The organism is Sorangium sp. So ce385 (genome assembly GCF_051474135.1).
Lineage (GTDB): Bacteria > Myxococcota_A > Polyangia > Polyangiales > Polyangiaceae > Sorangium > Sorangium cellulosum_D.
Window position 1 is genome coordinate 12,208,801 of record NZ_CP150337.1, and the last position, 24,373, is coordinate 12,233,173.

At 71.8% G+C, this 24,373-nt stretch carries 13 protein-coding genes; 2 read left to right on the forward strand and 11 right to left on the reverse strand.

The genetic code is table 11. The features are described 5' to 3' along the window. Positions 1 to 76: 76 nt before the first annotated feature. Positions 77 to 1,096, reverse strand: a complete 1,020-nt coding sequence (locus WME83_RS44700; protein WP_437315820.1) for a hypothetical protein — start codon at positions 1,094 to 1,096, stop codon at positions 77 to 79. Continuing rightward, complete coding sequence (locus WME83_RS44705) at positions 1,093 to 3,462, reverse strand: DUF4215 domain-containing protein (protein WP_437315821.1); 2,370 nt, start codon at positions 3,460 to 3,462, stop codon at positions 1,093 to 1,095. The genes WME83_RS44700 and WME83_RS44705 overlap by 4 nt, the downstream gene beginning before the upstream one ends. Before the next feature lie 285 nt (positions 3,463 to 3,747). On the opposite strand from WME83_RS44705, the gene WME83_RS44710 reads away from it, so the two are divergent. Continuing rightward, positions 3,748 to 4,989: a VWA domain-containing protein gene (locus WME83_RS44710; protein WP_437315822.1), complete on the forward strand. Its 1,242-nt coding sequence runs from the start codon at positions 3,748 to 3,750 to the stop codon at positions 4,987 to 4,989. A gap of 838 nt (positions 4,990 to 5,827) precedes the next feature. Here WME83_RS44710 and WME83_RS44715 read toward each other — a convergent pair. The 5 genes from WME83_RS44715 to WME83_RS44735 form a co-directional block, all read right to left on the reverse strand. Then, on the reverse strand, positions 5,828 to 8,017 hold the full coding sequence (locus WME83_RS44715) for an ATP-binding protein (protein WP_437315823.1): 2,190 nt from the start codon (positions 8,015 to 8,017) through the stop codon (positions 5,828 to 5,830). A 16-nt stretch (positions 8,018 to 8,033) separates the two neighbouring features. Then, positions 8,034 to 12,365, reverse strand: coding sequence for a HAMP domain-containing protein (locus WME83_RS44720; protein WP_437315824.1), 4,332 nt, complete (start codon positions 12,363 to 12,365; stop codon positions 8,034 to 8,036). Positions 12,366 to 12,481: 116 nt separating this feature from the next. Continuing rightward, positions 12,482 to 12,922 (reverse strand): response regulator, encoded by a 441-nt coding sequence (locus tag WME83_RS44725; protein ID WP_437315825.1) that lies wholly within the window; start codon positions 12,920 to 12,922, stop codon positions 12,482 to 12,484. Next, positions 12,919 to 14,583: an ATP-binding protein gene (locus WME83_RS44730; RefSeq protein ID WP_437315826.1), complete on the reverse strand. Its 1,665-nt coding sequence runs from the start codon at positions 14,581 to 14,583 to the stop codon at positions 12,919 to 12,921. The genes WME83_RS44725 and WME83_RS44730 overlap by 4 nt, the downstream gene beginning before the upstream one ends. A gap of 229 nt (positions 14,584 to 14,812) precedes the next feature. Next, positions 14,813 to 15,235: a winged helix-turn-helix transcriptional regulator gene (locus tag WME83_RS44735; RefSeq protein WP_437315827.1), complete on the reverse strand. Its 423-nt coding sequence runs from the start codon at positions 15,233 to 15,235 to the stop codon at positions 14,813 to 14,815. Between the two features lie 503 nt (positions 15,236 to 15,738). Here WME83_RS44735 and WME83_RS44740 point away from each other — a divergent pair. Continuing rightward, complete coding sequence (locus WME83_RS44740) at positions 15,739 to 18,717, forward strand: HEAT repeat domain-containing protein (RefSeq protein WP_437315828.1); 2,979 nt, start codon at positions 15,739 to 15,741, stop codon at positions 18,715 to 18,717. A 110-nt stretch (positions 18,718 to 18,827) separates the two neighbouring features. Here the strand turns inward: WME83_RS44740 and WME83_RS44745 are convergent, their stop codons facing one another. The 4 genes from WME83_RS44745 to parA form a co-directional block, all read right to left on the reverse strand. Continuing rightward, on the reverse strand, positions 18,828 to 19,250 hold the full coding sequence (locus tag WME83_RS44745; RefSeq protein ID WP_129579780.1) for a response regulator: 423 nt from the start codon (positions 19,248 to 19,250) through the stop codon (positions 18,828 to 18,830). Positions 19,251 to 19,527: 277 nt separating this feature from the next. Then, positions 19,528 to 22,422: a PAS domain S-box protein gene (locus WME83_RS44750; RefSeq protein WP_437315829.1), complete on the reverse strand. Its 2,895-nt coding sequence runs from the start codon at positions 22,420 to 22,422 to the stop codon at positions 19,528 to 19,530. Between the two features lie 570 nt (positions 22,423 to 22,992). After that, on the reverse strand, positions 22,993 to 23,661 hold the full coding sequence (locus tag WME83_RS44755) for a hypothetical protein (RefSeq protein WP_437315830.1): 669 nt from the start codon (positions 23,659 to 23,661) through the stop codon (positions 22,993 to 22,995). Next, positions 23,612 to 24,295, reverse strand: coding sequence for a ParA family partition ATPase (parA, locus tag WME83_RS44760; RefSeq protein WP_437315831.1), 684 nt, complete (start codon positions 24,293 to 24,295; stop codon positions 23,612 to 23,614). The genes WME83_RS44755 and parA overlap by 50 nt, the downstream gene beginning before the upstream one ends. Between the last annotated feature and the right edge of the window lie 78 nt (positions 24,296 to 24,373).

Sequence of the window (24,373 nt, forward strand, 5' to 3'; positions counted from 1 at the left end):
TGGGATGAGCGCTCACGCGCCGCACGAGCGCCCGCGCCCGGCGGCGCTCTACCCTGCCGGCCGCGCCGCCGCTGGATCAGAGGGCGAGCCGAGCCGACAGGCCGGCCACCTCGCCCTGCAGCACGGGCAAGAGCTCGATCCGAACACCGCCTCGATCCTCGGTGCGGTGGGACTGGGGCCCGTTCATGAGGAGCAGCACCGTCCCCGTGATCATCGCCGCCCCACCCGCGATGAACGCGCCGATGGCCAGCCGGTTCTCGATGACGCTGACGTCGTACGCGTCGCGGGCCGACGGCGCGCACCACGGGTCGCACCCGCCCGCGAGGCGCCGGTCGGCGTCCCGGTGGTGCACGTCGGCCTGCCACCACAGACCGGCGCCCGCGACGCCCAGGGCCGCGCCGGCCCCGAGCGTCGCCCAGGGGACCCACGGAGCCCACCGACGCTCGACGATGACGGCATCGACGCTCAGCGTGACGCGGCCCGAGGCCTCCTTGCCGGCGAGCACGAGGACGGGCTTCACGACGGTGAAATACCCATCCTTCCTCGCCGTGATCACGTGCTCTCCGGGCGTGATCATCCGGCGCGCGGCGCCCGGGCCGACGAACCACGGCTTGCCGTCGAGCAGCACGCGGGCCCCCCGCTCATCACAGCGAATCTCGATGGCGGCGAGCTCGTGCTGCACCAGCGCCCGCAAGGTCGAGCGCGCCTCCCGCTCCTGCTCGGGGGTGAGCGAGCCAGGCCCCCATTGCAGCGACAGGCGCAGGCTCTCGTGGGCGAGGAGCGGCAGCCCGATGCTCCGGAGCACCCGCGCCAGGTAGAGCCGGAGCTCGGGGTGCTCCCAGGAAGCGAGCGCCTCCTGGTACTTCTCCCGCGCCTCCGCCAGCATCATCCGCCGGTGCAGGTCCCGCGCCTCCTGGAAGAGCGCGTGTGCCCTCTGCTTCCGCTCCTCGGAGACGCCCTGGTGCCACGGCTGCAGGGCGGGCGGCGCCTGGGCGCGCGCGGGCGCGGCGACCGCGGCCAGCAGCGCGAGCGACACGAGCGACGTCGCGCGGCGGCGGCGCGCCCTCTGGAAGGAAGGAGCCTGCGCGGCCTTCACGGCGGCGCCATCCGGGTATGACGATAGATGACGCCGCCCTCGCCGACGATGAACGAGGTGCCGCCGTCGCCCCACACGTCCAGGAGGTGAAGGTCCGTCGTCGAATTGAGCTTCAACCAGGAGATGCCGTCATAGTGCAGGAGCGTCCCCCGCTCGCCGACGGCAAAGACGTCCTCCGGCCCGCTCCCCCACACCGCGAGCAGGCGCGCGGACGTGGGCGACTCCATCGGCCCCCAACGCCGGCCGTCGTAGCGCAAGATCGTCCCGCTCTCGCCGACGGCAAAGACGTCCTTCGGCCCGCTCCCCCACACCGCGCGCGGGAGCGCGAACTCGGGCGAGGGCATCGGCTCCCAGCGCTCGCCGTCGTAGTGCAAGATCGTCCCGCTCTCGCCGACGGCGAAGACGTCGTTCGGCCCGCTCCCCCACACGGGCCCCAGGTTCACCTGCACGGGCCTCGCCATGGGCTGCCAGCGCTCGCCGTCATAGTGCACGATCGTGCCCGCCACGCCGACGGCGAACACGTCCTCTGGCCCGCTCCCCCACACGCCGAACAAGAGGTCGAGCGTGGACGACTCCATGACGTCCCAGCGCTCACCGTCGTAGTGCAAGATCGTCCCGCTCTCGCCGACGGCGAAGACGTCCGCCGGCCCGCTCCCCCACACGCCGGACAAACCGGACGACAGGGGCGTATCCATGAACGCCCAGCGCTCGCCGTCGTAGTGCACGATCATGCCGTCGTCGTCGATGGCGAAGACGTCCCTCGGCCCGCTCCCCCACACGCTGACCAGCGCCTCCGGCGTGGGCGATTCCATGGGCTGCCAGCTCTGGCCGTCGTGATGCACGATCGCGCTGTCGATGCTGACCGCGAACACGTCGCTCGGCCCGCTCCCCCACACGCCGTACAGCAGCTTCGAGGGGACCACCATCGGCTCCCAGCGCTCGCCGTCATAACGCAGGATCGTGCCCGCCAGGCCGACGGCGAAGACGTCCCGCGGCCCGCTCCCCCACACGCCGTACAGGGCCACGGACGCCGGCGACGCCATGGGCTCCCAGCGCTCGCCGTCGTAGTGCACGATCTCGCCGTCCTCACCGACGGCGAAGACATCGTTGGAGTCGCTCCCCCACACGCCGAGCAGCGCTGCCGGTGTACGCGAATCCATGCGCTGCCAGCCGTCGCCGTCGTAGCGCACGATCTCGCCGCGATCGCCGACGGCGAACACGTCGCGCGGCCCGCTCCCCCACACGCCGTACAGGGCCGCGGACACCGGCGACGCCATGGGCTCCCAGCCCTCGCCGTCGTAATGCAGGATCGTGCCCGCCAGGCCGACGGCGAAGACGTCCTCTGGCCCGCTCCCCCACACGCGGAGCAAGACCGCCGTCGTGGACGAGTCCATGGGCGCCCAGCGCTCGCCGTCGTAATGCAGGATCGTGCCGCGATTGCCGACGGCGAACACGTCGCGCGGCCCGCTCCCCCACACGCCGCCGAGCCACATCGGAGAGGTCGAGTCCATCGGCTCCCAGCGATCGCCGTCGTAATGCACGATCGCGCCCGCATCGCCGACGGCAAAGACGTCGTTCGGCCCGTGTCCCCACACGGCGAGCAGCGGCGCCGTCGTGCCGGGCTCCTGGAGGCGCCAGTTCCAGTCCCCGCACGACGCCGTCGAGAGCCCATCACACGCGCTCGTGCAGCCGGGCCGGCCGAAATCATAGCGCAGCGCCGCGCAGGGCGTGGTGATGAGCGCCCCCGTATCACACGCCTCCGCCTCGGCCACCCGCCCGTCGCCGCAGTGGACCTGGCAGTCGTTCCGGCAGTACCCGCCCGACGCCGCGTTCTGCGCCCCGCGGCACTGCGCCTCGACGGGCAGGACGTCGCCCGCCCCGCAATCGCACGTCTCGCCGCGCACCCTGTCGACCACCCCGTTGCCGCACCGCTCGTCGGACCGGCAGTCGGCGCTGCAGCCGTCGCCGTCCCTCGCGTTGGCGTCGTCGCAGACCTCCTCCAGCGCGGGATCGACCACCCCGTCGCCGCACTGCTCGTCGGACCGGCAGTCGGCGCTGCAGCCGTCGCCGTCCGCCGTGTTCCCGTCGTCGCAGATCTCGACGCCCTCGACGACCCCGTTGCCGCAGAGGTCGCGCTTGCCGGGGGCGAGGCACAGGTGCGTCGCCTCCCGGGTCAACACGCACGCGTGCTCGACGGCGCAAAAGCCGTCGCCGCACGGGACCCCGCCCTCGAGGCACGCCGCCGCGACTGCGCCCTTTGCCGCCGCGAGCACCACCGCGGCCGCACGGCGGAGCGCCCCGCCGCGACGGCGTCCCGCGGCGCCCCCGCCCGACCGCATGCCCCGCTTCCCCGTCCGCGCCCGCATCGTCCCCTCGCTCTCCTCCGCCGCGCGCCCGCCCCACCCGGCCGCTCGCTCCGGCCACCGCTCGCGGCGCGCGGGACGCCGCCGAACGCGCGCGCTCGTCAGCGTCGCGCGCGCCCGTTCTCCTTGTGCCCGTCCGCCGCGCCCCCTATTCTGCCTCTGTGCAGCGCGCTCGCACAGCGCTCGCACAGCGCGCTCGCCGGCTCGTCGCATGCGCCTCGGGACGGCTCACCGGGCTTCCGCCAGACAGGTCCTCTGGACAGTTCGCGATCCCCTCGACACCCCGCGATGAGCGCCCGCAAGCCAGGAAAAGCCCCGCCGCCCCCCTCCCCCGCCGCCGCGCCGGACGACCTCTCCGACGCCGACCGCGACGCGCTCTTGCGCTGGCGGCTCGCGCTCGGCCCGGAGGCCGAGCGGGTCGACCCGCGCCTCTCGCTCGGCGGCCTCGGCGGCGCGGCGACCGCCCTCCACGTCGACCCGCGGCGGCTCGGCGACCTCGACAAGGCCCTCTCGTTCATCTACGACGAGCGCGCCGGGAACCTCGGCGGCTCGCGGCCTTACGTGCCCGAGTGGCTGTCCGCCGTGCGCGAGTTCTTCAGCCACGACATCGTCGCGCTCGTCCAGAAGGACGCCATCGAGAGAAAGGGCCTGACTCAGCTCCTCTTCGAGCCCGAGACGCTGCCCTTCCTCGAGAAGAACGTCGAGCTCGTCGCCACCCTCATGAGCGCGCGAGGCCTCATCCCCGACGCCGCGCGGGAGACCGCCCGGCAGATCGTGCGCGAGGTCGTCGAGGAGGTGCGGCGCGCGCTGGAGTCCGAGGTCCGCACCGCCGTCCTCGGCGCGCTGCGGCGGAACACGACGAGCCCCCTGCGCGTCCTCAGGAACCTCGACTGGAAACGCACCATCCGCAAGAACCTCAGAGGATGGGACGCGGACCGGCGCCGCATCGTGCCCGACAAACTCTATTTCTGGGCGAACCAGACGCGACGGCACGAGTGGGACGTCGCCATCCTCGTCGACCAGTCGGGCTCCATGGGCGAGAGCGTCGTCTACAGCTCCATCATGGCCGCGATCTTCGCCTCGCTCGATGTCCTCCGCACGCGGCTCCTCTTCTTCGACACCGAGGTCGTCGACGTGACACCCATGCTCGTCGATCCGGTCGACGTGCTGTTCACGGCGCAGCTCGGCGGCGGCACCGACATCAACCGCGCCGTGGCCTACGCTCAGGCCAACTTCATCGAGCGCCCCGAGAAGACGCTGCTCATCCTGATCACCGACCTCTTCGAGGGCGGCAACGCGGAGGAGCTCGTCGCCCGGATGCGCCAGCTCGCCGACAGCAAGGTGAAGTCGATCTGCCTGCTCGCGCTGTCCGACAGCGGCAAGCCCTCGTACGACCACGAGATGGCGCAGAAGCTCGCCGCCCTCGGGACCCCTTGCTTCGGCTGCACGCCAAAGCTGCTCGTCAAGGTGGTGGAGCGGCTGATGAAAGGACAGGACCTCGGGCCGCTGCTCGAGGCCGAGGCGCGATAAAACCACGGAGGCACAGAGGACACAGAGGCTCTTCTCTTTCCTCTGCGTCGTCTGTGCCTCCGTGGCCCCCGCCTGGCGGGGCCTGAGCCCTATCGGCGCGCCTTAAGACGCGCTTGGACGCGCGCCTTCGTCAGCGAAGGCGCGCCCTCGACCTCCGTCGACGCGTCAGCGTGCGCGACGGATCGCCTTCGCGGCGCGCTCGTCCGTCCGCCGCGCGGCGGCGCGCTTGCGCGACGTGGCGCCCCGGGCAGCGCTCGCGGAGACCCGCCGGCGGGTGCCGGCCGCGCGAACCACCGCCTCCAGCGAGGGGGGCTGGGCCATCAGCGCACCAGTGCTGATCGAGGGGCCGACTAGGCTGATAGAAAGTTTCACTTGAACTACCGATTGGGTGGCGGACCGATCACGTCGCTCAGCGGAGGGCTCGTCAACCTATAAACTGTTTCGATCGTTTACGCAGCGTCGCAGTGCGGAGATCACGAGCCCTGGAGCGCCCGTCCGGACGTGAACATGTCCACCCGGGAGATCCACTCGCCTCTCCGCCTCTCACGGCGGATGCACGCACCACGGAGGCACGAAGGCACGGGTCTGGGTTTGCTCCGTGCCTCCGTGTCTCCGTGGTGATCGGCGAGGGACTGCCCCCGGTGGTTGCACCGGGCGCTCTGTTACGATCATGTTGCACGTTGCAGGCCAACGATGGCTGGATGCCGGCATCGCCCGTTTTCTCGGGATGCGCGTGGGCCGCCTTTCATGGTTGAAACCACCGGTTGCAACCGTGGCGCAACGCAGCGGCGCCCGCACCTCCGGGAGCGCCTCGCAAGCTCGGAGGGTGGATCTCGGCTCAGCCGGCAGGGCCGGTCAACGGAGATCCAGGGCGCTCACCCAGCGGCCCCGGGGATCCAGCCGCTCGGGGCGGGAGCGGCAACGCCACTTGGAACCTCGCCCCCATGCCCGGCGCGCTCTCGACCTGGATGCTCCCGCCATGGGCCCGGAGGATCTGGTCCACGATGTACAGGCCGACGCCGAGCCCCCCATAGGAGCTCGTCGGCGCCGCCCGCTCGAAGCGCCCGAAGATCCGGGCGATGTACTCCTGCGCGATCCCGATGCCCTGATCCATCACCTGGAGCACCGCGGACTTGCCGTCGACCGAGATCCGCATCTGGATCGGCTTGCCGCGCCCGTATTTGATGGCGTTCGTGAGCAGGTTGGTGATCACCTGATCGATGCGCAGCCGGTCCCACCGGCCGATCGCCGACTCCGGGATGTCCAGGTCGAGCGAGCAGCCGGCCCGCTCCAGCTCGGATTCGAGGCGGCCCGCCACCTCGCGCGCCACGTCGCACAGGTCCACGTCCTCGAGGCTGAGCTCGAGCTGGCCGCTGTTGATGCGCGTCACGTCGAGCAGCGTGTCGATGAGCCGCGTGAGCCGCTCGATCTGCGCCTCCGCCTGGGAGAGCTTCACGAGCGCCTGCTCGGCCGGCAGCCCGCCGTCCGAGCGGCCGACCGCGCGGGTGAGGCCCTGGATCTGCAAGACCAGCGCGCTCAGCGGCGTCCGGAGCTCGTGCGAGGCGACCGCCACGAAATCCTCGCGGATCTGCACGGCCTCGCGCGTGAGCCGCAACAGGCGGGCGTTCTCGAGGCAGAGCGCCGCCCGCTGCGCGACGTCGAGGGCGACCGCGAAATCCGGGGGCTCGAAGCGCTCGCCCGGCTCCACCCACACCATGCTGAGCGCGCCGAGCACGTTGCCGCGCGTGACGAGCGGCACGCACAGGTAGCTGCTCGCCCCGAGCTCCTGGATCTCGCCCGGATCGTCGATGTCGAGCGCCCTCGCCACGTCGCGCGGGGCGCACTCGACGCGCAGGTCGGGGCGGCCGCTCGTCAGCACCGCGCCCACGCCGCCCTCGGTGAGCGGGACCTCCCGCGGGCCGAACCGCTCCGCGAACCGCGCCGCGTCGCGCCCCCGATGCGCGGCGGCGACCCTGCACGCGCCGCCCTCCTTGCGCAGGTCGAGCACGCACCAGGTGCAGATGCGCTCCGCCGCGATGCGCACCAGGGCGGCCGAGACGCTGGCCTCGTCGAGCGACGCCGAGAACGCGCTCGACGCCTCCGCGAGGAGCTCCGAGCGGCGCACCGCGGCCTCGGCCTCGGCGCGGGCCGCCCGCTCGCGCGTCAGGAGGTGGATGCGCTCCTGCTCGTGGCGCTTGCTGTCGTCGATGTCGGTGAAGCTGCCGAGCCAGCCGACCACGCGCTTCCACACGTCCCGCTCCGGGACCGCCTGGCAGAGGTGCCAGCGGTAGGCCCCGTGGCGGGACCTGAGGCGACACTCGCCCTGGAGCGGCTCGCCGGACTCGATGCAGCGGCGCCATTTGCTGACGAACTGGTTCAGGTCGTTCGGGTGCACCGCGGCCTGCCAGCCCCAGCCGCGGAGCGCCTCGAACGCGAGCCCCGTGTACTCCAGCCAGCGCGAGCTCACGTAATCGACGCTGCCGTCGAGCTTCGCCGTGAAGACGCACTGCGGGATGGCGTCGGCCAGGTTCTGGTACCTCGCCTGGGCGGCGCGCCGCAGGTCCTCGACCTCGGCGTCGCGCCGCCGCTGCTCGGCCTTGCGCAGGAGCTCGGCCTGCTCCTTGATCTGCTCGCCGCGCCGGTGGAGCTCGACGAAGACCGCGACCTTCGCCTGCACGACCTCCGGCTCGAGCGGCTTCAACAGGTAGTCGACGCCGCCGACCGCGTACGCCCTGTAGATGGCCGAGAGATCGTCCGTCGCCGCGGTCAGGAAGATGATCGGCGTGTGGCGCGACCGCTCCCGCTGCTTGACCAGCGAGGCCACCTCGAAGCCGTCGATGTCCGGCAGCCGCACGTCGAGCAGGATGACCGCGAAATCCTCGGACAGGATCCTGAGGAGCGCGTCCTTCCCGCTCGCGGCGGTCACGAGGCGGTAGCTCTCGTCGACCAGGATCGCCTTGAGCGCGGCCAGGTTCTCGGGCTGGTCGTCGACGAGGAGGATGCTGGTCGTCGCGGGAGCGGTGGACACCGTGCGGCTCCGTGGGTCAGTCGGGGCGCAGCCAGTGCAGCATGACCGACATGAGCCGCCCCTCGTCGACGGGCTTGGCCACGAAGTCGTTCAGGCCGGCGTCCAGGCACTTCTGCCTGTCCTCCGGCATCGCCTTGGCCGTCACCGCGATGATCGGCAGCTCGTTGAAGCGGGGATCGCTCCGGATCTCGCGCGTCGCCTCGTAACCGTCGAGCTCGGGCATCATGATGTCCATGAGCACGATATCGATGCTCGCGTCGGACTCGCGCAGGAGCTCGATGCCGTGCCGCGCGTTCTCGGCGAGGAGCACCTGCGCCCCGCGCCGCTCGAGCAGGCTCGTGATGGCGAAGACGTTGCGCGCGTCGTCGTCGATGACGAGCACGTTCCGCCCCGTGAGCGCGACCGAGGCGGAGCCGTTCGTGAGCAGCGGCGCGACCGGCTCGGGCAGCTCGGCGCGCGCCGGCCGCGCGGCCTTCTGCTCGGGCCGCTCCGCCGGCAGGTAGAGGGTGAACTTGCTGCCGAGCCCGGGCGTGCTGTTCAGCGAGATCTCGCCGCCGAGCAGGCTGGCCAGCTCCCGGCTGATGGTCAGGCCGAGGCCCGTGCCGCCGTAGGTGCGGCTGGTGGAGGCGTCGGCCTGCTGGAACGCGTCGAAGATGAGCGTCTGCTTGTCCGGCGGGATGCCGATGCCCGTGTCGGTGACGGCGAACGCGAGGACGGTCTTCGCCTTGATGAGCGTGTCCCGCTTGAACGAGAGCCCCCGGCTGGCCACCTCGATCTCGAGCGAGATCCGCCCGGACGACGTGAACTTGAAGGCGTTCGACAAGAGGTTCTTCAGGATCTGCTGCAGCCGCTGCAGGTCCGTCATGATCGTCGAGGGCACGCCGGTGGCGACCCGGACCCAGAACTCGAGCTCCTTCTGCTCGGCGATCTGCCGGAAGCTCCGCTCGACGTACTCCGCGAGCTCGGACAGCGACACCCGCTGGGTCTTCACGTCGATCTTGCCGGCCTCGATCTTGGAGAGGTCGAGGATCTCGTTGATGAGCTGGAGGAGGTCCTGCCCCGCGGCGGCGATCGTCTTCGCGTACTCGACCTGCTTCGGCGTGAGCGTGTGCTCCTCGTTGTCCGCGAGGATCCTGGCGAGGATGAGCAGGCTGTTGAGCGGCGTGCGCAGCTCGTGCGACATGTTCGCGAGGAACTCGGACTTGTACTTCGAGGTGCGCGACAGCTCCCTGGCTTTCTCCTCCAGGGAGGCGCTGGCGCGGGCGATCTCGCGGTTCTTGATCTCGAGCTCCGACGCCTTCTCCTCCAGCTCCTGCGAGCGGGAGCCGAGCTCGGTGTTGGACCTCTGGAGCTCCTGGAGCAGCTCCTCCGTCCTCATGCTGGCGCCGATCATGTTGAACACGACGCCGATCGACTGCGTGAGCTGCTCGAGGAACGTGAGGTGGATGGGCGTGAAGTTCTGGAAGCTCGCCAGCTCGATCACCGCCTTGAGGCCGCCCTCGAAGAGCACCGGCAGGACGCAGATGTTGCGCGGCGGCGCCTCGCCGAGCCCCGAGCTCACCCGGATGTAGTCGTCCGGCAGATCCGTGACGACGATGCTCTTCTTCTCGAGGCCGCACTGCCCGACGAGCCCCTCGCCGAGCGCGAACCGGTTGGAGATGCCCTTGCGCTTCTGGAACGCGTAGCTCGACGTGAGCTTCAGCGTCGGGTGCTTGTCCTCGGACTCCAGCACGTAGAAGGCCCCGTGCTGCGCCGAGACGAGCGGGGTGACCTCGGACATGATGAGGCGGGAGAGCGCCTCGATGGTCCGCTGCCCGGCCATCATCCCGGAGAAGCGCGCCAGGTTGGTCTTCAGCCAGTCCTGCTCCTGGTTGGCGCGCGTCGTGTCCCGCAGGTTCGAGATCATCTGGTTGATGTTGTCCTTCAGCTGAAGGACCTCGCCCTGCGCCTCGACCGAGATGGCCCGGGTCAGGTCGCCCTTGGTCACGGCGGTCGCGACCTCGGCGATGGCGCGCACCTGGGTGGTGAGGTTGCCGGCGAGCTGGTTCACGTTGTCGGTGAGGTCCCTCCACGTGCCGGCCGCGCCGGGCACCTTGGCCTGGCCGCCGAGCTTGCCCTCGATGCCGACCTCGCGCGCCACCGTCGTCACCTGCTCGGCGAACACGCGGAGCGTGTAGGTCATGTCGTTGATGGTGTCGGCCAGCGAGGCGATCTCGCCCTTGGCCTCCAGGGCCAGCTTCTGGCGGAGGTCGCCGTTCGCGACCGCGGTCACGACCTTGGCGATGCCGCGCACCTGCGAGGTGAGGTTCGAGGCCATGACGTTGACGTTCTCCGTCAGGTCCTTCCAGGTGCCGGAGACCCCGGGCACCTGCGCCTGGCCGCCGAGCTTGCCCTCGGTGCCTACCTCGCGCGCAACGCGCGTCACCTCCGCGGCGAACGCGCGCAGCTGATCGACCATCTTGTTGATGGTGTCCTTCAGCTCGAGGATCTCCCCCTTCGCCTCGACCGTGATCTTCTGAGACAGGTCGCCGCTCGCGACCGCCTTCGTGACGAGGGCGATGTTGCGCACCTGGTTGGTCAGGTTGCCGGCGAGCTGGTTCACGTTGTCGGTCAGGTCCTTCCACGTGCCGGCGACCCCCGGCACCTGCGCCTGACCGCCGAGCTTGCCGTCCGTGCCTACCTCGCGCGCGACGCGCGTCACCTCGGCGGCGAACGCGCGCAGCTGGTCGACCATCTTGTTGATGGTGTCCTTCAGCTCGAGGATCTCCCCCTTCGCCTCGACCGCGATCTTCTGGGACAGGTCGCCGCTCGCGACCGCCTTCGTGACGAGGGCGATGTTGCGCACCTGGTTGGTCAGGTTGCCCGCGAGCACGTTGACGTTGTCCGTCAGGTCCTTCCACGTCCCGCTGACGCCCCGCACCTCGGCCTGCGCGCCGAGCTTGCCCTCGGTGCCTACCTCGCGCGCCACGCGCGTCACCTCCGACGCGAACGCGCGCAGCTGCTCCACCATCTTGTTGATGGTGTCCTTCAGCTCGAGGATCTCGCCCCGCGCCTCGGCGGTGATCTTCTGCGAGAGATCGCCCTTGGCGACGGCCGTCGTCACCAGGGCGATGTTGCGCACCTGGTTGGTCAGGTTGCCGGCGAGCTGGTTCACGTTGTCGGTCAGGTCCTTCCACGTGCCGGCGACCCCGGGCACCTGCGCCTGACCGCCGAGCTTGCCGTCCGTGCCTACCTCGCGCGCGACGCGCGTCACCTCCGCGGCGAAGGTCCGGAGCTGCTCCACCATCTTGTTGATGGTGTTCTTCAGCTCGAGGATCTCCCCCTTCGCCTCGACCGTGATCTGCTTCGACAGGTCGCCGTTCGCGACCGCCGTCGTCACGACCGCGATGTTGCGCACCTGGTTGGTCAGGTTGCCCGCGAGCACGTTGACGTTGTCCGTCAGGTCCTTCCACGTCCCGCTGACGCCCCGCACCTCGGCCTGCGCCCCGAGCTTGCCCTCGGTGCCTACCTCGCGCGCGACGCGCGTCACCTCCGACGCGAACGCCCGCAGCTGCTCCACCATCTTGTTGATGGTGTTCTTCAGCTCGAGGATCTCCCCCTTCGCCTCGACCGTGATCTGCTTCGACAGGTCGCCGTTCGCGACCGCCGTCGTCACGACCGCGATGTTGCGCACCTGGTTGGTCAGGTTGCCCGCGAGCACGTTGACGTTGTCCGTCAGGTCCTTCCACGTCCCGCTGACGCCCCGCACCTCGGCCTGCGCCCCGAGCTTGCCCTCGGTGCCTACCTCGCGCGCGACGCGCGTCACCTCCGACGCGAACGCGCGCAGCTGCTCCACCATCTTGTTGATGGTGTTCTTCAGCTCGAGGATCTCCCCCTTCGCCTCGACCGTGATCTGCTTCGACAGGTCGCCGTTCGCGACCGCCGTCGTCACGACCGCGATGTTGCGCACCTGGTTGGTCAGGTTGCCCGCGAGCACGTTGACGTTGTCCGTCAGGTCCTTCCACGTCCCGCTGACGCCCTGGACCTCGGCCTGCGCGCCGAGCTTGCCCTCGGTGCCTACCTCGCGCGCGACGCGGGTGATCTCCGAGCCGACCGTCTGGAGCTGCTGGACGACGTCGTTCACCTCGTCGGCGATCTGACCGATCGTCCCCGGCACCTCGCCGATGCCGACGCGCGCGGAGAAATTGCCCGCCTTCACCGCCTTGAGCACCTCCAGGATCGCCTGGAGCTGCATCTCACGCACATCCAGGTGGTTCCCGTCGGCGCCGCGCCTGCGGGACGGCGGCTTCTTCTTGCTGGCGCCGTTCCCGTTCTTGTCCTTGGTCGCCGCGATGTTGTTCGGTTGCATGGATACCTTCCTGACGACGAGTGCGCGCCTGGAAATCTCGGTCCCGCTGGGGGCTGATCAGGCCCGCGCGACGCCGGGGGTGGGCGGCGTCGCGGGGCCCCTGGTGCGCCGCCGTCTCACGACTTGCCGCGGCGCAGAACTTCTTCGACTTGTCGCTGGAGACGAGCGTGCTCGATTTCGCGGGCGCGCCGCTCGAGCGCGCGCCGCATGCGAGAGCTTAGCTCATCGGAACGGAAAGGTTTGGAGAGGTAATCGGAGGCGCCGACGCGGAGGGCGCGCATCCCCGTTTCGACGGAGCCGAACGCGGTGATGGCGATGACCGCCAGGGACGGGTCGTGCTGCTTGGCCCGGGCGATCAGCTCGATGCCGTCCATGCCCGGCATGCGGATGTCCGTGATCAGCAGCTCGAATTTGCCCGACGGGAGCAGGCGAAGGCCCGACAGGGCGTCGGCAACGTGCGTCGCGTGGTAGCCGTGGTCCGTTGCGATGTCAACGACGAACCGGCCAAGGTCGTCGTCGTCCTCGACAATCAACACGTTCGGTGAGCTCGAACTCATCCCTTCTGTCCTTCCTCCGTGCCCCCTGTCCTCGCCTCTCCCCTCGCCTCAGGGCCCATGGCCAGGCTCGCCCCATCGTCACCTGTAGAGCTCGCCTCCTCCCCCTGCCTCGCCTGCATGTCCACGGATGAGCTCGCATCCCGGCTCGACGGCGCGTCGGGCGCGACCGTGGGCAGGGTGACCCGGAAGCGCGCCCCGCCGGTCGGCGAGGCGGCGACCTCGACCGAGCCGCCGGCCTCCTGGACGATCCCCTGAACGATCGCGAGGCCGAGGCCGCTCCCGCCGCGGGTCGACTTCGTCGTGAAGAACGGCTCGAAGATCTGGCCCATGTCCTCGGCGCGCACCCCGGGCCCCGCGTCCTCGACCTCGAAGCACACCGCGCGAGAGCCCGCCGGGCCGTCGTGCTCGGGCAGGACGCGCACCACGAGCTCGCCCCCGCCGTCCTGGGCCTCGATGGCGTTCAGGCACAGATTGAACACCACCTGAAACAGGCGATCGGAGTCGAGCGCGACGCGCGCCCACGACCCGCTGTCGCGCGGGCACTCGACGCTCGTCTCGATGTCGCGCTTCCTGCACTCCGGGCCGAGGAAGGCGACCACATCGTCGATGACGCGCCGCAGATCGCTGTCCCCCTGCTGCGGCCGCGACGGCCGAGCGAGGGAGACGAGGCGGGAGACGACCCGCGTGATCCGCTCGGACTGCCGCGCGATCGTCTCCAGCTCGGCGCGCAGGTGCTCCGGGCAGCCGGGCAGGTCGGCCGCCCGGCGCGCGCGGCCCTGGATCACGTTCAGCGGCGAGCCGATCTCGTGGCCCAGCGAGGTCGCCACCTGCCCCGCGGCGGCGAGCGCCTGCGCCTGCTGCAGCCTGCGCTCGACGTTCACCCGCGCCATCTCCTCCCGCTCGGCGCGCTCCCGGGCCTCCCGGAGCGACCAGGTCATCGTGTTGAACGCGTGGGCCAGCCGCGACAGCTCCTCCGCGCCCTTCTCGGGCACGGCCGCGTCGAGATCGCCGCTCGCCACGCGCTCGGCCCCGGAGAGGATCGCCCGCGCCGGGAGCGCGACGGTGAAGCGACCCACGACCCCGGCCACGACCGCGCTGACCAGCAGCAGCACGACGCCAGTCGCCGCGAGGCCCCGATTCAACGAGCTCTCCAGCACTTCGATATAATGACGGTCGCGCACCAGGACGGCCACCAGCGGTGGATTGGCGCTGCTCGGATGGATGGCGACCGTGCGGACGAGCACCGGCTGCCCGGCCACGTTGGTGGGCTCCTCGATGTCCCCTCCCTCCAGGAACGCCCGGCGGGCGAGCGCCTCGAGGCGCTCCTGCTCCCGCTTGACCCCCTCGGTGATGAAGACCGCCTCGCCCTCCCGGGTGAACGCGGCGACGCCCTGGATGCGCTCGGCGCTCGCGAAGTGCTCCGCCCGCCGCCGGACGAGCGCGATGTCCCTGCGCTGCAGCGCGCTCTCGACGAACGCCTGAAGCAGCGTGGCGTAATTCCGGAGCTCCGCCGTGGCCTCGTCCCGCAGGACCTGTTTGCGGTGCGCCGAGGAGAACAGCCCATACAGCGCGATCGCCATCGCGATCGGGACCACGAGCGACAGCCAGAACTGGTGCGCGAGCCTCATCCCCGCGGGTCGGCGCTGGAGCTTCGGTGCCATACGACGATCCACCGCGGCGCCCGGAGGACGCCACCGCGTTAACGCTTCGCATCATCGGTGACTTCCGACCGTACGAAGCCCTCGAATCACATCATCATTTCACCCGAGCGGCAAGGCCTTCCACGAGATCGACAGGGGCATTCATCTCGCTACCTCGCCACACGAGGGCTCGGCGTCAGGCTATCCCTGAATGACGCCCAGGATCTGGCGGACTCCTTCGTGACATGCGTCACGGGCCCTTGCGTGGCTGCGCGGCGCGCCGCCGAGCGCGCTTCGCCGCCGGGCCGGGCTTCGCCCCGCGCGCGCCGCCCTTCGCCCCGCCGGCGCGCGCCGCGCTCTCCGCGAGCATCTCCCCCCACCGCGAGATCGCGAGCGCCACCTCGCCGAACCCCCGCCCGGCGGCGGTCAGCTCGTACTCGACGCGGACGGGGGGGCCGGGCAGCACCCGCCGCTCCACGAGGCCGAGCGCCTCGAGCTCCTTCAGCCGGCTGGAGAGCATCCGGTCGCTGATCGCGTCGAGCCGCTCGCCGATCTCGCCGAAGCGCAGCGCCCCCTCCTCGAGCGTCGCGATGATCAGGCCGTTCCACGGCTTGGCGAGCACGCTCATCGCCGTCTGGAACCTTTGGCAGAGGTGCTGGCAAGAGCGCTTCATCCCTCGTCCCCGTGCGCAGCATGACCTCTTCACTACCAAAAAGGAAGTACCCCGACGCGAGGCAGCTGCGACGCAGGATGCGCCTCCGACGGAGTTTACTCCCCTTTTGAAAGTAACGTCTCTTTTGCAAGCAGCGTCGATCGGGACCACCGCCTCTGACCTGCTGTTCAGCCCCTTCGCGCTCGGTCCCCTGTCGCTGCCGAACCCCCTCGTGAGGGCGCCGAGGACGCGCTGCCGCGCGGTCGCGTGCCAGCGGTCGCGCGCCAACCGAGCTGCACGCGCGGCGCTGCGAGCAGCGCGCCGGCGCCGCGCTCGGACCCGAGGGCGTGAGGGCGTGATGGCCTGAGCCCGGGATCCGCGGCCCCGGCCGGGCGCCTGGGCCAGGAGCTCCCGCGCTGCGGCCCATGATACGCTCCGAGGCCCATGCCGGCCGCCGCTCCCCCGCTCCCGAACGATGGACTTCCCCCGGCGCCGGGCCCGGCGCGCTCGCCCGCGGAGGCCCCGTGAGCGCGGCGCCGGGCGAGGTGCAGCGCATCGGGGCCGCCGAGCTCCGGGCGTTCATCCAGGACGCGGGGGAGCTCAAGAAGGGCACGCTGCTCTACGACGGCGGGCAGCTCCTGAACCTCGCGCGCTACGAGAACAAGCTGTTCTGCGAGGCCCGAGGCTCGGGGGCCTCGCCCTACAAGGTGACGCTCGTCTACAGCGACGCGCCGGCGCCCGGCTTCAAGGGGCGCTGCACCTGCCCGGCGCGCACCTTCAACACCGCGTTCTGCAAGCACGCGGCGGCGCTGCTCGTCGCCTGGGCCCGCGCGCCCGAGTCGTTCGCCGTGAGCGACGCGGCGCCGCCCGGCGCGCCGGGCGGGGAGACCGCGCGCAAGAGCGTGAAGAAGGGCGCCGCGAACGCGCAGGCGCTGATGAAATCGGGCGTCGAGCAGGTCAGCACGCTCGTGCGCGAGCTCGGCGTGGCCGGCGTCGCGACGATCGGGGCCGACCGCATCGAGCAGATGGAGAAGCTCGCCGAGGGGCTCCGGGAAAACCGCCTCCGGCGGCTCTCGGCCCGGACGCTCGATCTCGCCGCGCTGCTGCGGGGGCAGGCCGCGGGCGTGCGGGTAGTCGACCAAGCCGCGCGCGGTCCGCAGGCCGCGGCCGGTCCTCCGGCGGGCGCTCGCCGCGGCGCGCTCCCGTCGGTCGCCTACGCGAACCTGATCGCCGACCTCCTGCTCACCGCCCGCAAGCTCGAGAAGCACCTCGCGGGCGAGCCGCTCGACGACCGCCACGTCGAGGAGCTCGTCGGCAAGACGTGGAAGGCGTCCGACCGCAAGCCCGCGGACGGGCTCACGCTCGTCGAGTACGCCTTCTCGACCCGGACCACGAGCGACGATTTCGTCATCCGGGAGAGCCGCTTCCTCGACCTCGAGTCCGGCCGGCACTTCAGCGAGAAGCAGATCCTCCCCGCCTTCATGGCGAAGCGGACCGAGCCGAAGCGGAGCTTCGCCGGCGAGGTGCTCGCCGGGGCGCGGGCGACGACCTACCCCGGCTACCCGCCGCTCCGGCTCGATTTCACCGACCTCGGCGACAAGCGCCCGCTCGACGCCGGCGCCCTCGAAACGGTGCTCGCGCGGGCGCTGCCCGACGTCGGCGCCGCCCTCGCGGCCCTCCAGGAGCACCGCAAGGACGTCTTCGCGCCCGACCTCGTGCCCGTGGCCGTGCGCACCGACACGCTCTTCGCGCGCGGCGCGCGGCTCTCGGCCGTCGACGACAAGGGGGAGGCGCTCCACCTGCCCGACGACCCGGCGCTCGAGGAGCGGCTCGCCGGCTCGCTCCGCGACGCCCGGCTGCGCGCGCTGCTCGGCGACGTCGGGATCGACGCCGCGCTGCCCACCCTGTGGCCGCTCGCCGCCATCGTCGAGGGCCCGCTCGGCCTCTCGCTGCTCCCGGTCGTCGAGCCGGGGGCCGCCGCGCGCAGCGGGCCGCTCGAGGGCTCCGCGTGGAACGCCGCCGCCCGCGAGGCGGGCGCCTCGCCCGCGGCGATCGCGCTCGGCGAGGTCCGCGAGGAGCTCGCCGACGCGCTCGCCACCGGCCTGACCGGGCTCAGCGCCCGCGTGACCGACCCGCTCGCCGAGCGGCTCCGCGATCTCCGCCTCGAGAAGCAGGCCGCGCTGCTCCAGGGCCTGCCGCAGCGGCCCGATCCGGCGGACCGGCTCGACGACTTCATCAAGCTTTACCAGGTGCTCGAGATGGCGCTCGTGCGCCTCGCCGGCGCGACGCACGTCGATCGCGGAGGCGGGGCCATCGAGCGCGTGCCGACCTACGAGAGCGTCGCCGTGGCGCGGCCCGACGAGACGCTCCCCCCGGACGAGGTGGCGCGGCGCCGGGCCGCGGGCGCCATGAACCGCTACGTCGCCGCGGTCCACCACGCGCGCTACTACGCGTCGCTGCCGCCGGGCGAGCTCGTCGGGAGCATCTTCCCGATCTGGGCGGACGGCACCGCGACGCCGACCATCGCGCGGACGTTCGCGCCGCTCGGGGCCGAGGCGATCGCGGCCGCGGAGAAGGCGCTCACGGTGAAGGCCGGCCGCGTGGCCAAGCTGACCGCGGTGCGGGTGCTGCAGGCGGTCGTGCAGCACGGCGGCCCGGCCCGCGCCGAGGCCGCGGCGATGCTCGGCCGGGTCGCGGAGCACGCCAAGGACGCCGGCCTGCGGGCGCTCGCCCGCGACGCGCTCGACGTGGCCGACGCGGCCGGGCCGGGCGGGGCCGCGGTGCGCGCGCGCCGCGCCGCCCGGATGGAGCGGGTGCAGGAGCTCGCGAAGGCGCTCGGCGCGGCGCCGACCAAGGAGGAGCGGCTCGAGGCGCTCAAGGCGCTCGCCGAGCTGGGCGACCTCGCCGCGCTCCCGGCGCTCCGCCGCGCCTTCTACGCGGACGCCGCCCGCGGCGTGCGCGAGGAGGCCGCCTACGCGCTCGCCCAGCTCGGCGACGTCGAGATGGTCGAGACCTTCGCGCGGATGCTGGCGAGCCGTGGCGAGGACGACCGGGAGGCGAAGATCGCCGCGTACGCGCTCGGCTACCTGGGCGACGTCCGCGGGCTGAGCGAGCTCCTGTCGGCCTACGCCGAGGGGTACAAGCCCGGCATCGTGGCGGACGCGATCCGCGCGTTCGGCCCCGTGGCGCTCGCGCCGCTCGTGGAGCTCATCGAGGCGCGGCCGGAGCTCGCGAAGCGGGCCGCGGCGCTCGACGCGCTGAAGAAGATGGACGACACCGCGGTGGCGGGCTGCCTGCTCGAGCGGATCGAGGCGCGGCGCGGCGACGCCGATTTCGCCGAGAAGGCGCAGCTCTACCTGAAGCTCGCCGACGTGCACCCGCACAGCCGGCGCGAGGTCGCGGCCGCGATCGCGGCGGCGCTCGCGGGGGCGGAGGGCAAGGAGGCGCAGGCGGCCCTCAAGGCGGCGCAGAAGGCGCTCGGCGTGGTCAAGCGGAGCAAGTAGCCCGCCCCCGCCCGGTCCCATCGCGGTCTGTGGGGGGATCGCACGCGCGAGCGCGCGTCTCGCCGCCTCGCCGCCTCGCGCGGAGGGGGACAGAAAGCCGGCGAGCTTCGCTACGGTAGCTCGACGAGTCTCCAGTACTTGTTGAGCGCTGCCATGAGCTCAACGAAGCTGAGGAACGTGACGGGCTTGAGGAGATAACCGGCCACGTTGAGGTTGAAGGCCCCCACCTTGTCGCGATCGTCGTTCGATGTGGTCAGCACGACGACCGACGTGGCCACGAGATCCGGATCGGCCCGCAGCTCGCGGAGGAACTCGATGCCGTTCATCTTCGGCATGTTCAGGTCGAGCAGGATCAGCCGGCGCTCCACGGGGATGGCGCCGCTGCGCAGCATCTCCAGCGCCTCGACGCCGTTGCCGGCGACCCAGAGGGGGTTCGAGATGTTGTTGCGCTTGAACGCCCGGCGGACGTTCATCACATCGACCTCGTCGTCCTCGACGAGGAGGATGTTGAGCAGTTTTTCTTCGACGCTCATGGTCTCCTGGATCTCCTTGGCGAGGAGGACGTGAACGTCAACCTCCGCGCGATCGCCGCCGCGGCAATTCCCAAAGCAGCACGGCGACCGCCGCGGAGGTCTCGCGGCCGCCGGTGAGCCCGGACGCGCTCCGACCTGGCCCTACCCGCGCAGGCGCTCTCGAGGCGTCTCATCGTTCGAGCTTGGACCACCGGTCCGTCGGGTTCAACTCCAATGACGAGCTCCGAACACCTGCTGAGCCTGCTGCTTTCGCGCTCCGACGCGCGAGCGCCGCGTTTCAGGAATCGCTCGGATCGCGCTTCTGCCAGGTGAAGCGGAAGGTCGCGCCCTGGCCCGGGGAGGACTCGATCCAGATGCGTCCGCCGCGGCTCTCGACGATCTTCTTCACCACGGACAGCCCGATTCCCGTGCCCTCCACCTTGTCGCGCGCCTCGAGCGTCTGGAAGAGGCCCCAGACGCGCTCGTGAAACTCCGGGGCGATGCCTGGCCCGTTGTCCTCGACGAAGAACTCGTGGAGCAGGCCGGCGTCGCGGTGCCCGATCCGCACGCGCGCGTCGGCGCGCCGCGCGTGCTTGAGCGCGTTGCTGACGAGGTTCATGAACACCTGCTGCAGCGGGATCCGCTCGGTCCGCAGCGCCGGCAGCCCCGGCGCGACGTCGATGTTCGCCTCGGGCGGCGGCGCGATCAGCTCGACGACGTCCGCGAGGATCTGGCCCACGTCGACCGGCTCCACCGCGTGTTTCACCCGGCCGGCGCGGCTGTAGTCGAGGATCCCGTCGATGAGCGCCTCCATCCGGCGGACGCGGCCGCGCAGCAGGCTCATGTGCTCGCGCGACTCGCCCTGGAGCGTCCCCGAGAGGTCCTCCTCGATCCACTGCGCCAGGTTCGCGATGCCGCGGAGGGGCGCCTTCAGGTCGTGGCTGGCCACGTACGCGAACTGGTCGAGCTCCTTGTTGCTCCGCTCGAGCGCGGCGATGAGGCGCTCGCGCTCCGCCTCGGCGCGCTTCTGCTCGGTGATGTCGCGGACCTCGATGACCGTGCCCACGGGGACGTCGCCGTCGAGGATCGGGCTCGCGGTGAAGGCCACGTGGTAGAAGGAGCCGTCCTTGCGGACGAAGACGTCCTCTCCCTGCTCCTGGCTCTTGCGCGGCAGCGCCCGGTCGATCGGGCACTCCTCGATGGGATAGCGGCTGCCGTCCGGCCGCGTGTGGTGCACGATCTCGTGCAGGGGGCGATCGAGCGCCTGCATCTCGTCGAACGTGAAGCCGGTGATCTTCTCGGCCGCCGGGTTCATGAAGGTGCAGCGCTGGTGCGCATCCATCATGAACAGGCCGAGCGTCGCGTTCTCGGCGATGGTGCGCACGAGCCGGTGCTGGACCCGGAACGCCTCCTCGGCGCGCCGGATGTCGCTCACGTCGACGTTGCAGCCGACCCACTCGTAGATCGCGCCGTCGTCCGCGATCAGCGGGACGCCCCGCGCGACGGTGTGCGCCCACGAGCCGTCGCGCCGGCGCAGCCGGTACTCCACCTCGTACCGGGTCCTCGACGCGACGGCCCCTCGCCACGCGGCGTTCGCGTGCTCGCGATCGTCGGGGTGCACGGCGTCGAGCCAGCCGTAGCCGACCCACTCCTCGTAGCGCTGCCCGGTGAAGCCGCGCCAGGACGGGGAGTCCTCGACGACGTGGCCGCGCGGATCGGTCCGCCAGACGACGACCGCGGTCGCCTCGACCATGGAGCGGAAGCGCTTCTCGGCGGCGAGCGCCTCCTCGCGCAGCCGCGCGTTCTCGATGGCCACGCTGGCGAGCTGCGCGAGCTGCACCAGGATCGACTCGTCGTCGCCGGTGAACTCCCCCTCCTCCTTGTCCGAGAGCTGGACGAGCCCGAGGTTCCTGCCGTCGCGGCCGATGAGCGGCGCCGCGAGCCAGCCGCGCATCGGCGGGTGGCGCGCCTCCTCGCCGCTGAAGCCCCGCCACGCCGGGTGCGCCTCGAGCTCGGCCTGCGTCATGCGGAGCGGCTTGTTGGTCTTGCAGACCAGCGTGTAGATCCCGCTCCCGTCGCTCTTCGCGTCATAGCCGCGGTACGCGGCGTACTTGTCCGAGAGGCTGACGGCGTTGATGGCCTGCGCCCAGTTCTGGTCGTCGGTCATGCTGATGACCGACTGGTGCGCCCCGATGAGCGCGCGCGCCCGCTCGGTGATCTCCGCGAGCATCCCGTCGAGCGACGTCGCCGAGTTGACGGCGAGCGACGCCTCGGCGAGCCCCTTGAGCTGCTCGCTGCGGCGCTGCTCCTCGCGCAGGGCGCGGATCCGCGCCGTCGCGTCGACGCCCACCACGACGCCGGCCACGATCTGCCCCGAGGCGTCGCGGATGGGCGCGGCGCTGTACTCGATGATGGCGCGGGTGCCGTCGGTGCGCAGCATCTCCACCGGCTCGGCCCGGACGAGCTCGCCGCTCAGGACCGCGCGCGCGAGCGGCCACTCGTGCGGCGCGTAGGGGCGGCCGTCCCCGTGGAAGCCGCGGTAGGACGCGCTGTACGCCTCGACGTCCTCCGACGCGACGAAGGGGCGGCCCAGCTGCGCGGCGCCCTGGGCGTTGCCCATCACGAGGTGCCCCGAGGGGGCCTCCGCGATGTACACCGCGTGGGGCATCTGCTGGATGACCTGCTCCAGCTTGTGGCGCTCGTGCTCGAGCTGCTCGGCGAGCTGCTCGATGCGGCGCCGCGCGAGCACCTGGTCGGTGACCTCGACCGCGAAGAGCACCACGCTGTGCGCCCCGCCGGCGCCGGCCGGGATGGGCTGCAGGGTCACGTTGAAATAGCCCTCGGCGAGCGCCCCGTCGCCGGCGCCCCGGTCGAGCAGGATGAGGAGCTCGCACGCGGCGGCGGGCTGGCCCGAGCCGTAGGCCCGCTCGAGCAGCTCGGCCACCTGGGAGCCGGCGAGCTCCGGGGCGCACTGGAAGAGGCGCCTGCCCACGGTGGTGCGGTCGCGGAAGAGCCGCTGCGCGAGCCGGTTCGTGAAGTCGATCACCCAGTCGGGGCCGCGGAACACCGCGATGGCGGTGGGCGCCTCGATGAACATCGCGTGTACGGAGCGCCCGGCGTCCGGCGTGACCTGCGCCTCCTTCTGGTTGAGCCCACGCGCGGTCGTCCCCTCGTCCCGAACATGCTGGGTCATCGCTCGTCCTGGTGGTCAGTCGCCGCCGCGGCGAACGGCCCGGCGACGCTGGAGCCACGGCGCGCTCGGCGGCGGGAGCAGTGCGCTTCTCGCGCGGCGTCGCGGCGACTCAGAGCCTGCCCGCTCACCCCATGAATGTCAACGTCCGCCCCGGAAGTCGCGGCGTCGGCCCGGCGGGCGCGGCGCGCTCGCGACAGCGCGGTGATAGCGCTCACCGCGTCTGGCGGCGAGCGACCGGCGCGCGGCAGAGCGCCTGTCCGCGGCCGCCCCGGCGGAGCCGCCCGAGTGACCGCGCCTGCGGCGCGACGTGCATCATGCCGTCTGGATGCTGGACGCGGGCTGCGCGCGGGAACTCGGCAGGACCGCGGATGGCCCGTTTGGACCGGAGAGGCTCGCTCCCGATTCGAGATAGCGGGTAGACAGGAAGATCCTTGTTTTCCCCCCCGCGCGCCCGCCAAGGGTCGTCCGGCCACCCCGGAGCCGCGGCCGCGCCTGGGTTTGTTCAGGGACGGCGCCGGGGTTCGTTCGGGTTCGAGAGGGGGAGTCGCGCCGCGGGTCCGGGCGTTTGCGTCAGCTCGCGCGGGGCCGCTGCCGCCACAGGGTCATCAGCACGCGCCCGACCTGGACCATCCGGCCGACGCGCCCTGTCGGGCGGGTGTCGGCCGCGCGGAACGGCTCGGCGCGGTAGCTCGGGCCCGGCGGCGCGGCCTCGTGCGCGGCGGCCGCGCCGCCGCCGGCGGGGGCCGCGGAGACCGGCGCCGGCCCGAGGCGCTTGTCGAGGTGCACCTCGACCGCCTCGCCGACCAGGTTGCTCACGTCGCGGTCGTGCTCGATGCAGTGGAGCAGCAGCCGGTCCGCGAGCGGGTCGGGCAGGTAGACCGTGACCGCGCGCCGCGAGCGGCCGTCGTTGCCGACGAGCACCGGCGGGGCGGCCGGCGGCTCCGAGGTGGTGGCGAGCGGCTGGGGCTCGGCGGCCGCGCTGGCCTGCGGCGGCGGCGGCGTCGTCGCGACGGACGGCGGCGGCTCGGCGCTCGGCTGCGCTTCGGGCGCCCGCGCTTCCGGCGCGCGCTCCTGCTTTGCCTCGGCCGTCTTGTCGTCGTGCGCTCGCCTGTCGGCGGCGGGCCTCGACTTCACCGCGTCGTGGGCCGGCGCGCCGCCCTCGCCGCCCGCGACGAAGGCGTCGACCTTTTCAGGCGACGGCGGCTTTCTTAGCGAGACCGCGACTTGCTTTTTCGCCATGATGAAGCTTCTCCAGTTCTCCGAGAAGGTGGGTGATCTCTTTGGCCGCGGCGTCCCGCGGCGCGTAGCCCGTCACCCCTTGCCCGCAGGCGAGGGACTCCTGGTAGGCGATGCGATAGCCGAGCTCCGTGGCGAGCACCGGCAGGCCCGACGTCTCGAGCACCGCGCGCGCCGATTTGCCGAGGGCCGTGCGGCCCTGCTTGCGCGTGATGAGGATGCAGCCCTTGAGCGCGCTCCGCAGCGCCGCGGCCTCCCGGAACACCTCGATCGCGGCGGTGAGGGCCCAGGCATCCGCGGCCGTGGGGCCGCAGGGGTAGACGGCGACGTCGGCGACCATCAGCGCCGACCGCGCGATCTCGCCGTGACGGGGGGGGCAATCGATGACCGTGAGGTCGTACGCGGCGGCGACGTCCGGCAGCTGCCCCGGCTTGTGCATCGAGGCGCCCATGGCCATGACGGTCGGGGTCTCGTGCCCGGCCTCGGCGGCCACGTCGCCCCACGTACGGACGGTCCCCTGGGGATCGGCGTCGACGAGGAGCACGCGCCGGCCCTTCGCCAGCGCGGCCACGGCGAGGCTCACGGCCGTGGTGCTCTTGCCGATCCCACCCTTCTGTCCGGTGAGCGCGATGATCATGAGCCCCCCCTAGCAGAATTCTCGCGGCGCCGCCCAATTTCTGGAGGTCCCCGGCCGGCCGGGATCTCGCGCGAAGCG

Excerpts from the sequence above, each read along its gene's own strand:
- WME83_RS44750 (WP_437315829.1), bottom strand. The coding sequence starts at position 22,422 with ATGACCCAGCATGTTCGGGACGAGGGGACGACCGCGCGTGGGCTCAAC.
- WME83_RS44710 (WP_437315822.1), top strand. The coding sequence starts at position 3,748 with ATGAGCGCCCGCAAGCCAGGAAAAGCCCCGCCGCCCCCCTCCCCCGCC.
- WME83_RS44720 (WP_437315824.1), bottom strand. The coding sequence starts at position 12,365 with ATGCAACCGAACAACATCGCGGCGACCAAGGACAAGAACGGGAACGGC.
- WME83_RS44755 (WP_437315830.1), bottom strand. The coding sequence starts at position 23,661 with ATGGCGAAAAAGCAAGTCGCGGTCTCGCTAAGAAAGCCGCCGTCGCCT.
- WME83_RS44730 (WP_437315826.1), bottom strand. The coding sequence starts at position 14,583 with ATGGCACCGAAGCTCCAGCGCCGACCCGCGGGGATGAGGCTCGCGCAC.
- WME83_RS44745 (WP_129579780.1), bottom strand. The coding sequence starts at position 19,250 with ATGAGCGTCGAAGAAAAACTGCTCAACATCCTCCTCGTCGAGGACGAC.
- WME83_RS44705 (WP_437315821.1), bottom strand. The coding sequence starts at position 3,462 with ATGCGGGCGCGGACGGGGAAGCGGGGCATGCGGTCGGGCGGGGGCGCC.
- WME83_RS44725 (WP_437315825.1), bottom strand. The coding sequence starts at position 12,922 with ATGAGTTCGAGCTCACCGAACGTGTTGATTGTCGAGGACGACGACGAC.
- parA (WP_437315831.1), bottom strand. The coding sequence starts at position 24,295 with ATGATCATCGCGCTCACCGGACAGAAGGGTGGGATCGGCAAGAGCACC.
- WME83_RS44735 (WP_437315827.1), bottom strand. The coding sequence starts at position 15,235 with ATGAAGCGCTCTTGCCAGCACCTCTGCCAAAGGTTCCAGACGGCGATG.